This window comes from Peterkaempfera griseoplana, assembly GCF_001418575.1.
Taxonomy (GTDB): Bacteria; Actinomycetota; Actinomycetes; order Streptomycetales; family Streptomycetaceae; genus Peterkaempfera; species Peterkaempfera griseoplana.
Genome location: NZ_LIQR01000724.1, coordinates 1 through 6,266, shown reverse-complemented (window position 1 = coordinate 6,266; position 6,266 = coordinate 1). Strand labels below are relative to the sequence as shown.

Annotated in this window: 6 protein-coding genes and 1 pseudogene; 2 read left to right on the top strand and 5 right to left on the bottom strand. The window is 74.7% G+C overall.

The annotated features are described in order from the left end of the window. Both AOK09_RS36040 and AOK09_RS36035 read right to left on the bottom strand, forming a co-directional pair. Positions 1 to 257 (bottom strand): SDR family NAD(P)-dependent oxidoreductase (locus AOK09_RS36040; RefSeq protein ID WP_157876186.1); only part of this gene is annotated, 257 nt, incomplete at its 3' end. Positions 258 to 353: 96 nt separating this feature from the next. Beyond that, positions 354 to 1,073, bottom strand: a complete 720-nt coding sequence (locus tag AOK09_RS36035) for an MBL fold metallo-hydrolase (RefSeq protein WP_055591389.1) — start codon at positions 1,071 to 1,073, stop codon at positions 354 to 356. Positions 1,074 to 1,154: 81 nt separating this feature from the next. Between AOK09_RS36035 and AOK09_RS36030 the strand changes: the two genes are divergently transcribed. Continuing rightward, entirely contained in the window at positions 1,155 to 1,700 is a 546-nt protein-coding gene (locus AOK09_RS36030) for an NADPH-dependent FMN reductase (protein WP_055591388.1), read from the top strand. An 85-nt stretch (positions 1,701 to 1,785) separates the two neighbouring features. Here the strand turns inward: AOK09_RS36030 and AOK09_RS36025 are convergent, their stop codons facing one another. After that, a complete protein-coding gene (locus AOK09_RS36025; protein WP_055591387.1) occupies positions 1,786 to 2,586 on the bottom strand; it encodes an ATP-grasp domain-containing protein in 801 nt (266 codons plus the stop codon). 399 nt (positions 2,587 to 2,985) lie between these two features. Here AOK09_RS36025 and AOK09_RS36020 point away from each other — a divergent pair, with 399 nt between their 5' ends. After that, positions 2,986 to 5,100 carry a cellulose binding domain-containing protein gene (locus AOK09_RS36020; RefSeq protein ID WP_055591386.1) on the top strand — a complete coding sequence of 705 codons (2,115 nt, stop codon included), beginning with the start codon at positions 2,986 to 2,988 and terminating at the stop codon, positions 5,098 to 5,100. Between the two features lie 84 nt (positions 5,101 to 5,184). Here AOK09_RS36020 and AOK09_RS36015 read toward each other — a convergent pair whose 3' ends face one another. Both AOK09_RS36015 and AOK09_RS36010 read right to left on the bottom strand, forming a co-directional pair. Next, positions 5,185 to 6,084 carry an SDR family oxidoreductase gene (locus AOK09_RS36015; RefSeq protein WP_055591385.1) on the bottom strand — a complete coding sequence of 300 codons (900 nt, stop codon included), beginning with the start codon at positions 6,082 to 6,084 and terminating at the stop codon, positions 5,185 to 5,187. After that, positions 6,081 to 6,266, bottom strand: a pseudogene (locus AOK09_RS36010) (alpha/beta hydrolase); the annotation flags it as partial. The gene AOK09_RS36015 and the pseudogene AOK09_RS36010, both read right to left, overlap by 4 nt.

The window sequence follows — 6,266 nt, the reverse complement described above, 5'->3', positions numbered from 1 at the left end:
TTGTTCACCAGGACGTCCACCGGGCGCGCCGGGTCGGCCAGCCGCCGCTCCACCGCGGAGATCCCCTCCTCGGTGGCCAGGTCGGCCACCAGCACCTCGACCTCGCGGCCCCGCGCCCTTCGCAGCTCCGCCGCGGTCTCCTCCAGCCGCTTGCCGTTCCGGGCCACCAGCACCAGATCGTGCCCGTCCGCCGCCAGCCGCCGCGCGAACGCGGCCCCGATCCCGGCGGTGGCGCCGGTGATGAGAGAAGTCGTCATGTCCGGGACGCTACCGGCTGCACCCCCGTCCCGGGCCGTCGCGGCACGGCACGGCGCGGTGTCCGCCGGGACGGCGGCGTCCGGGGTCCGGTGGCGCTACCCGGCGTCCGGGGGCACCCAGCCGGGGGCGGTGGCCGGTCCGCCCGGCGAACCGGAGACCAGCGGCTCCCCGTGGCCGAAACAGACCACCTCCGGGGCCAGCTCCGCCAGTCGCCGGAAGGAGGCCTCGGTTCCGGCGGGGTCGGCGTTGAACACCCCCCTCATCACCCGGCCGTCCGGCGCCCGCGCCACCGTGTCCCCGGTGAACAGCACCCCGGGGCCGGGCAGATGCAGCGCCAGACTGCCCGGGGTGTGGCCCGGCACCGCCACCACCCGGGCTCCGCCGCCGAACTCCAGCACATCACCGTCCGCCAGCTCCCGGTCCACCCGGACCGGCGCGGGCGGCTCCGCCGGCAGACCCGCCGTCACCCGGCGGTGCAGCTCCCGCTCCCAGTCGGCCTCCAGGACCGGCGGCGGCCCCGCCGCCTCACCCCGGATGTACGGTGCATCCGCCCGGTGGGCGCACACCTCGGCCCCGCCCCAGCCCGCCACAGCGGCCGCCGACCCGACATGGTCCTCGTGGAAGTGGGTCAGCACCACCCGCCGCACGTCCTCCGGCCGGCATCCCAGCCCGCGCACCGCCTCCGCGATGGCCCCGGCCGAGCCCGGCAGCCCGGTGTCCACCAGCGTCAGCCCGTCCGGATCGCGCCACAGATAGACATGCCCCACGGGGAAGCGGAGGAAGTACAGACCGGGGACCAGTTCGACGGCATCCATAGGCCCGACCGTACGGGCCCCCTCCGCACCCGGAAGCCGTCTACGCCCACGGCGCAACCGGCCCCCGTTAGGCTGCGGACGGTGAAGATCCTCGCCGTGTCCGGCAGCCTCCGCCCAGGATCCACCGTGACGACGCTGATGCACGCCGCCCTGGGGCTGCTCCCGCCCGGCAGCGAGGCCGTCGTCCATGCCTCGCCCGCCGGGCTGCCGTACTTCGACCCGGGTGTCGACCCCGACGACGCCCCCGCCGCGGTGCAGGCCTGGCGCGCGCCGGTGGCGGCCGCGGACGCGGTGCTGATCGCCAGCCCGGAGTACGCCCACGGGATGCCCGGGGTGCTGAAGAACGCGCTGGAGTGGCTGGTCGGCAGCGGTGAACTGGCCGGCAAGCCGGTGGCACTGCTCACCGCCTCCCCCTACCCCACCGGCGGCGACCGGGCGCGGGCCTGGCTCACCGAGACGCTGACCGTGATGTCCGCCGCCCTGGTGCCGGAGGCCTCGCTGGGCGTGGGCATGGTCCGCTCCAGGCTCGGCCCCGACGGCGCCCTCACCGACCCCGCCACCGCCGAGGCCCTGCGCGGCGCCTGGGCCGCCGTCGAACGGGCCGTGCAGGCCACCGCCGACCGGTAGCAGTCCGTTCCACCGCAGGGACCGGCACCGGCCGCTGCCCGGGGTGGTCCGTGACCGGGCGGTCCCGGCCGGGGGCGGGAACCGGCTAGCCGACGACCTCGGGCAGCGGCCGGGCGAAGCCGAGGTCGTACGCGGAGGTCTCGGCGACCGGGGCGGCCGCGCGGACCACCACGTCCAGGACCCGCTCCGGGTCGCAGGCGTAACCGCCACTGGCCCAGGCGGGATTGGCCTCGACGACCGCCCAGCGGCCGTCGTCGAGCAGGCCGACGTCGACCACGACGGCCGACGGGAGGGTGCCCTCGGCCGCGGCCAGCACCTCCCGGGCGAAGGCGCGGACGTCGGCGTCCCGGGGGTCGTCGTCCAGCGGGGCCATGTCCAGAGCGGGGCCGGTGGCATAGCGGCTCGCGGTGCGGACCTCGCCGTCCAGGACGAACAGCCGGTACTCGCGGACGAAGCAGACGATGTCGCTGACCAGCACCGGCAGGTCGTCGTCCATGGCGTCGGGTCCGGGCAGCCGGGAGCCGTCCGGGTGGATGCGGGCCGGGAAGTGCTTGTCGCCGGGCGGCTTGACGAAGGCCGGACGGCGCAGCCGGCGGGCCTCGGCGAGGGTGACCGCCTCGACCTGACGGCAGGCCAGCTCAGGGGGCAGCCGGGCGAGCCAGTCCGCCGGCGGCTCCAGCGGCGCCAGCCCAAGGGCATGGCCGAGGCAGTCGGCGAGCAGCGGACCGCCGTAGAGGTGGGCGGGCGTCCCGGTGGTGGCGTCGTCCGGCCGCCGCCAGCCGTGGGCGACCGCCGTCCGCAGGTTGCGGCGGTGGGCGGCCGCGGCCAACTGCAGGCGGGTGTCGGTGACGCGTGGGGAGAGGATCAGCAGGCGGTCGGCGGTCATGGACAGCGATGGTCCCGTGCGCCGCCCGGTACGGGTAGCGGTTTTCCGCGGGACCGGCCGGACGACGGGCCGGGCCCGGATCTCCCCGCCTGCCGCCGAACGGCCTGCCGTGGGCCGCCGGGCGCCCCGCGTGCGGGCCCGGGCCGCAGGGTGCCGCGGACGCCGCTGCCAGGATGTGCGGTGCGGCTGTTTCGGCCCACTCCGGCCACCTTCGTCCTTGCACAGCAGGATCGTTGACACCGCATCAACTCACTCCCATCATGGGAGCGCTCCCAGATCGCGTACCCCCCAGTCGCCGGATCGTCGACGGAGAACGCGGCAGCGCCACGTATCAACTCCGTTGCTCGCGGTCCCGGCCTGCCCGTCGGGACCGCCGTCGTCCCGGGAGGGAACGCACCCATGCCATCGCTGGCCTCCAACTCCGGCAGACGCCGCCGACTCGCCGGTGTCGCCTCGGTCGCCGCCGCCGCCCTGCTGGCCGTGCTGCCGTCCGCCGGACCGTCCGCCGCGGCGGACACCACCACCCCGCCGGCCGCCGACGCAGATGTCACCGTCAACACCCAGGCCGGTCTGGGCACCCTCGGCGGTGCGGCGCGGGGTGTCAACGCGGCGATCTGGGACTCGCACATGAACGACCCGGAGGTGGCCACCCTGATGAAGGCCGCCGGGGTCGGCGCCATGCGCTACCCGGGCGGTTCCTACTCGGACATCTACCACTGGAAGGACAACACCGCCCCCGGCGGCTATGTCGCTCCCGGCACCGACTTCGACTCCTTCATGGGGACGGTGAAGGCCACCGGCGCCCAGCCGGTGATCATCGCCAACTACGGCTCGGGCACCCCCCAGGAGGCCGCCGACTGGGTCCACTACGCCAATGTGGAGAAGAAGTACGGCGCCAGGTACTGGGAGATCGGCAACGAGATCTACGGCAACGGCCACTACGGCAGCGGCTGGGAGAACGACACCCACGCCGACAAGAGCCCGGCCGAGTACGCCCGCCAGGTGCTGGCCTACGCCTCCGCGATGAAGGCCGTCGACCCGACGGTGAAGATCGGCGCGGTGCTCACCATGCCCGGCAACTGGCCGGACGGGGTCATCGGCTCCGGTGAGGCGGCGGACTGGAACCACACCGTGCTCGCGGCCGTGGCCCATGACATCGACTTCGTCAGCGTCCACTGGTATCCGGGTGCCGGCAGCGGCGACCAGGCGCTCGCCAGCGTGTCCCAGCTGCCGGGCGAGCTCCGCGAGGTGCGCAACCAGGTCGACCAGTACGCCGGGGCCGACTCGTCGCACATCGGCATCGCGATGACCGAGGTCAACGCCAACGCCGGCAGCGCCCCCTTCACCACCCGCCCCAACGGCCTGTTCACCGCCGACGCGATGATGACGGCGCTGGAGAACGGCGTCTTCACCGTCGACTGGTGGGACACCCACAACGGCGCCGGCACCATCTCCACCGTGGACGGCGAGACCGACTACGGGGACATGGGCATGCTGTCCGGCGCCAGCTGCACCGGTGACGTCTGCGAGCCCGCCGCCAACACCCCGTTCGCGCCCTACTACGGGATGAAGATGCTGGGCTCGCTGGGCAGCACCGGCGACACCATGGTCGCCTCCGCCTCCACCGACGAGCAGGTCTCGGTGCACGCGGTGCAGCAGGCCGACGGCGACCTCGCCGTGATGCTGGTGAACAAGGACCCCGACGCCTCCCACACGGTGGCCCTGCACTACCGGGGCTTCACCCCCGCCGCCGGCACCCCCGAGGTGCAGCGCTGGGCCCGCGGCGACTCCGACATCACCGCGGTCTCCAACGGCGCCACGTCCGCGGGCCTCACCGTGGCCCCGTACTCGCTCACCACGGTGGTGCTGCACCCCAAGACCGGCACCGCCCCGTCGGCCGTCAGCGGCGTCCCCGGCGCACCGGTCACCACCGCGGTCACCGACACCACGGCCACCCTGTCCTGGCCCGCGTCGGCCGGCACCGGCGCGGTCGCCCGCTACGAGGTCTACGAGCAGCTGGGCACCAACGTCCAGCTGCTGGGCGAGTCCACCGGCACCTCGGTCACCCTGTACAACCTCCCGCCGGGGAGCAGGCACACCGTCAATGTGCTGGCCACCGACCAGAGCGGGCGGCTCTCCCTGCCCTCCCAGCCGCTGACCTTCACCACCGGCACCCCGCAGCACAGCACCTGCACGGTCTCGTACCACGTGGACAGCGGCTGGGGGAACGGCTTCGTGTCCTCGCTGACCGTCACCAACCTGGCGGACACCCCCATCAACGGGTGGACGCTGGACTTCGACTGGCCGTCCCCGGGACAGTCGGTGGCCTCCTGGTGGAACGCCTCGATCTCCACCAGCGGCAGCCATGTGCATGTGAACAACATCGACTGGAACGGCGTCCTGGCCGCCCACGGCGGGTCGACCGCCTCCTTCGGCTTCGTCGGGGCCAACAACGGCGCCAACCCCAGCCCGACCGTCTTCCGCCTCAACGGAACGGTCTGCACCACCCTGTGACCGCATGAACGGACAGAGCCCCCGCCGGTCGCCCGGCGGGGGCTCTGCCGTGCGGTCCCGCCGCCGGGCGGCCGCGTCCGACGGTCAGTCGGCCGTCCGGGCCCTGCGCGCCGCCGTGTCCGCGGCCCCGCCCGCACCCACGGCGCCCAGGCGCTGCGCCGCCGTCGCCCGGAGCCGGGGCTCCAGCCGGCGGATCTCCCGGGGGCCCAGCCGGCCGATGACGGAGGGCACGGTGCCGCGGACGGCCTGCATACCGCGCAGCCACCACTGGGCGTAGACATGCGGGGAGCGGCGGGCGATGCCGGCGACGATCCGGTCGACCGCCGGCTCCAGCGGATAGGTCCTGTTGGCCGGCCAGGGCAGGCGGGCACGCATCTCGCGCAGCACCTCGTCCTCGTCGGCGCCGCGCACCATGTCGGTGTCGGTCCAGCTGAGGTAGCCCACACCGACCCTGACGCCCTTGTGGCCGGTCTCGGCGCGCAGCGAGTGGGCGAAGGCCTCCACCCCCGCCTTGCTGGCGCAGTAGGCGCTCATCAGCGGCGCCGGGGTGATGGCGGCGAGCGAGGCGATCTGCAGCAGATAGCCGCGGGACTCCTCCAGCGCGGGGAGGAAGGCCCGCGCGGTGGCGACGCTGCCCAGCAGGTTGACCTCGACGACCCGGCTGAAGGCGGCGTGGTCGCAGTCCAGCAGCGGGCCACCGATGGCGATGCCCGCGTTGGCGACGACGGTGTCGATGCGCCCGTAGCGCGCCTGGATGCGGCGGGCCGCCTCGGTGAGCGAGTCCAGGTCGGTGACGTCGGCCTCCCAGTGGGTGGCGTCCGGGCCGCAGACCGCGGCGGCCTGCTCCAGCTCCGCGGGCTCCAGGCCCAGCAGCGCCACCTTGGCGCCCCGTTCGGCGAGCTTGCGGGCGAGCAGGGCGCCGACGCCGCGGGCGGGGCCGGTGACGACGGCGACCTGGGAGGACAGGGGCGGGGTACGGGTCATGCGGTGGCGCTCCTCGGCTCGGCGTCGGCTGCCACGGCGGCGCCCTCACGGGCGGTGGCGGGCGGGGCGGTGTGGTGGGTGGTGACCAGGCGGCGGATCTCGTCGGCGACGGCGTCGGGGCGTTCCACCGGCGACATGTGTCCGGCGCCGGGGAGCTGGACGAGGCCGTCGGGGTTGGGCAG